The organism is Frankia sp. AiPs1, from assembly GCF_023716945.1.
GTDB lineage: Bacteria > Actinomycetota > Actinomycetes > Frankiales > Frankiaceae > Frankia.
In genome coordinates, this window is sequence record NZ_JAMQQF010000543.1 from 1 (window position 1) to 4,083 (window position 4,083).

At 72.5% G+C, this 4,083-nt stretch carries 1 protein-coding gene and 2 pseudogenes; 2 read left to right on the forward strand and 1 reads right to left on the reverse strand.

Translation table 11 applies throughout. The features are described from left to right. Positions 1-622 precede the first annotated feature (622 nt). Positions 623-2,611, forward strand: a pseudogene (locus ND748_RS26995) (cytochrome ubiquinol oxidase subunit I); the annotation flags it as partial. 203 nt (positions 2,612-2,814) lie between these two features. On the opposite strand, the gene ND748_RS27000 reads toward ND748_RS26995, so the two are convergent. Next, the gene (locus ND748_RS27000; RefSeq protein ID WP_285902766.1) at positions 2,815-3,423 is read right to left on the reverse strand and encodes a phage holin family protein; all 609 of its coding nucleotides are present in this window, start codon (positions 3,421-3,423) and stop codon (positions 2,815-2,817) included. Positions 3,424-3,680: 257 nt separating this feature from the next. Here ND748_RS27000 and ND748_RS27005 point away from each other — a divergent pair. Next, a pseudogene (locus ND748_RS27005) lies at positions 3,681-4,083 on the forward strand (hypothetical protein); the annotation flags it as partial.

Here is a 4,083-nt window from a genome sequence, read left to right on the forward strand (position 1 = left end):
CTGCTGCCCACCGCTGCCCGCTGCTGCCCCGCCGCCGCCCACGCGGCGTCGGGACCTTCTTCCCGGCCCGATTCGGCGCGACGCCGGCACATTCCTGCCCCGCCGACCCCGGCCGGGTGCACCCCGGGACGGTCCCGTCGGGCCCGGCGTTCGGTCGGCCCGACGGCGGCGTCGGCAATTGCATTCGTCGCCGTTCCGGGCGGACTTGTGGCGGGTTACCCGCCTGGCGGCGTCGATGTGTTATCCGATAGTTATTTTTTCGGTGGAGCCGACCGGCCCGGCCCCGCGGGAACTTGTTCCGGTCCGTCGCGACCGGATGCGCGGAATGCGCGGGACGGGCCCTTTGGTGCCGCGGTGAACGCGGCGAATGCCAAGGTCCGCGGCTGCCTGGCACGTCACACGGGTTTTGCGGGGGGAAGTGGCCGGAAGATGGCGTATGCAAGTAGCGGGGACGCGCGATGCACTGCCCCGCCGGCCGGCGTCGCGCATGTCGTGGACCTCACGGAAGCCCGACCGCCGACCGGCTCACCCCGCTACGTACCTTAGGACCTTCTACTTTGGGTAGAAGGTCGACTGAATCCCGGTCGATTTCTTCCCACGGTCCTTCGAAGGAGCCGTGCGCATGGTTCTCGCCGCCGACGCCGTCGACCTCGCTCGTGCCCAGACGGCGTTCTCCCTCGCGTTCCACATCTGCTTCGCCGTGTTCGGTGTCGGTTTGCCATGGCTGCTGATCTACACCGAGCGACGTTGGCTCAAGACCGGCGATCCGGTCTGGCTGGCGCTGACGAAGAAGTGGTCGCGAGCCTTCGCCGTTCTCTTCGCGGTGGGGGCTGTCTCGGGAACAGTGTTGTCGTTCGAGTTCGGGCTGCTCTGGCCCGCGTTCATGTCCAAATACGGGGGCGCCCTCGGGCTGTCGTTCACCCTGGAGGGCTTTGCGTTCTTCACCGAGGCGATCTTCGTCGGCATGTACCTGTACGGCTGGAAGCGGCTCTCGCCGCGGGCCCACTGGCTGACGCTGTGGCCGATCGCGATCTCCGGGACCCTGTCGACGCTGTTCATCATCACGGTCAACGCCTGGATGAACGTGCCACGCGGGATCGTCGAGCAGAACGGCAAGCTCCTCGAGGCCAAGCCGTACGCCCCGTTCCTCAGCCCAGGCACCCCGCCGCAGCTCCTCCACATGCTGATCGCGGCGCTGATGTGCGCCGGCGGCGTGGTCGCGGCCATCTACGCGGTGGGCATGCTGCGCGGTCGCCGCGACACCTACCACCAGCGCGGCCTGAAGATCGGGCTCGCGGTGGTGCTGGTCTGCGCGCCGATGCAGCTCATCGTCGGGGACTGGGCGGCCCGCGTCGCCGGCGCCAACCAGCCGTTCAAGCTCGCGGCGATGGAGGGCCTGTACCACACCGGCTCGCATGCCCCCTTCGCCATCGGCGGGATCTACGACGACAAGACCGGCGAGATCCGCTACGGCCTGGAAATCCCCAGCGGACTGTCCCTGCTGGAGGGCTTCAGCACCGGCCATGTGATCAAGGGTCTGGACGGCGCGCCGCCGGCCGAACGACCGAACGGCACGCTGGTGCACGGCGCGTTCACCACGATGGTCGGGGCGGGTTCCGCCCTGATCGGCCTGTCGTTGCTCACCGGTCTCGTCGTCCTGCGCCGCCGCCGGCGCCGGGAGCGCCCGCTGCTACCCACCAGCAAGCCGTGGCTGATCGCCGCGGCGTGCACCGGACCAGCGGCGATGCTGGCGATGCTCACCGGCTGGGAGGTCACCGAGGGTGGCCGCCAGCCGTGGATCGTCGGCGACCACATGCGGGTCGTCGAGGGCGTCCGCGGCGGCGACGCGGTCGCGCCGATGTTCGCGGGCACTCTGGTGCTGTATCTCGGGCTCGCCGGCGCCCTGCTGCTCATCCTGCGGAAGATGGCCACCGGCGGTCCCAGCGGTGAGCAGCTCCGTCCCGGCCAGCCCGTCGGTCCCTCGGCCCCCACCGCCCCCCGGCCGCGCGACGGCGGGTCCGGCAGCGGCGGCTCGGGCCCGGCCGGCACCGGACCGGAGCAGGGCAGCGGCGACGAGTCCGGCTCGAAGGAGTCCGTGCCCGCCGCGCAGTACGTCCCTGCCGCGCAGTACGTGCCCGCCGCCAGGGGAGTACCGGCTGACAGGGGAGTGCCGGCCAGCAGGTCCTTCCCTGCCGCCGAGTCCGTCCCCGCGGTCAGGTACGTCCCGGCCGCCAGGTCCTTCCCCGCGGCCGAGTCCGTCCCCGCGGTCAGGTACGTTCCGGCTGCCAAGCATGTTTCTGCCGCCCGGTACGTTCCGGCCGCCGACTACGACCCGGCCGCCGAACCGGTCGCCTGGTACACGCCCCGGACGGATCTGCTCTCCGAGCGTGACCAGTCGGGCATGCCGGTGGCGGTGCTCCTTCCCGGCCGCCTGCCCGTGACCCCCGCCGGCGCACCCGCTCCCGCCGGCGGCACCACGGTCACCGGGGTCGGCAACTCGTCCGAGGGATCCGATCCGTCCAAGGGATCCGACCCGTCCAAGGGGCCCGAGCCATCCGTCGGGCCCGATCCGTCCAAAGGGCCGGCACCATCCACCGGGTCCGAACCGCCGACCGGGTCCGAACCGCCGACCGAGGCTGAGCCGTCCACCGGGACCGAGCCGCTGACGGGCGCCGACCCCCGGGTGGACCCCACCCCCAACACACCGCCGACCATCGCCCCCCCCCCGGACGGCGCCCAGCCGCCCCCGGCGGCTTGGCCGATCGGCCGATCCGGGCGACCCGGCCGACCCGGGCGACCCGGGCGACCCGGCAATCAGGAGTGGAGGCGGTGCGGGGCCAGCACCGCCCCGCCGGGCCCTGCTGGTGTGGGGCCCTGTCCGTCACCTGGGTCGGCCGCGTTCGCGGAGGTCGCCCCGGCTGCCGGGTTCGTCGGGGAGGCCGCTGCCGATGCCGGTGCAGCGGTCGGATTGCGCAGCCAGGAGATGTCGTCTCGGACGGTCTGGATGGTCCGTTCGGGCGGCGAGAGCCGGCGGAACCTGCGGATCGCGAACAACGCCAGCAGACCGGCGATCACCAGATACCCCGCCGCGGTGAGCAGGTACGACCAGAATCGCTCGACGCCAGCCCAGGTGATCAGCTCGCCCAGGAAGATCGTGACGGCGATGAGGGCGCACAGCCCCAGCCCCGCCGCCACCGCGAGGAAGGCCACCCCGAGCGCGGCCGAGACGGCCTGCCGGGTCAGTTCGGCCTTGGCCAGGTCGATCTCCTGACGGACGAGCAGCGAGACATCGCGGGTGGCCAACGCCACCAGCTCGCCCAGTGAGGGCTCCCGGCCGTTGCGGGTCTTTCCGGCAGTAGTCGACACCCTTCGTCCTCCCTCTGGCCCATGACCGGACCGGTGTAGTCGGGTCGCGAGGCCCATCGCCCCGCCCAGGGTGGTCCGCGTCGGCGGCCGACCGGGAGACCCGACCGGAGCCACCCGACCGGACCTCTCGCCAGTCACGCCGCCGACGTACCTCTCAGCGGATCGGTACACGGTCCGCCGCTCCCTATCCTGAAACGCAGTGTCCCCCGGGCGGACCCTGCCAGGGGGAGAACGACGCGGTTGTGCTCGTGTGACACCTCCGACGGCCGGCTGCGCCCCGACTCCGGATAGCGCGGACGGGTACCGTGCCAACCGTGAACCCCCGCCCGTCCGGATCAGTCCTCGCCGCCGACCCGCTCGCCCGAGTCGCCGCCCTGCCCGGGGTCCGCGAGGCGGCGGACAACGCCCGCGCGGCCGTCGACGCGCTGCTGCGGCACCGCATCCTGCGCCGGCAGAGCGCCGCCGTGACCGCCGAGGCATCCCTGCGGGCGGCCCGCGCCTCGGCCGCCCTGGAGGGGTACGAGATCAGCCTGGACGAGCTACGCGGCTACCTCTCGGGCGCTGGCACCGACGCGCGGCTCGCCCCGGTGGACGAGGACCTGTTGGCTCCGGAGCCGGCGGCACCGAACCTGGCGGCGCTGGACCTGTCGACGCTGGAGGTGGCGGCACCGAACCTGGCGGCGGCACCGAACCTGGCGGCGCCGGACACGGCGACGG

What these genes read in the sequence shown, in the direction of transcription:
- ND748_RS27000 (WP_285902766.1), bottom strand. Translation starts at nt 3,423, where the DNA reads ATGGGCCTCGCGACCCGACTACACCGGTCCGGTCATGGGCCAGAGGGA.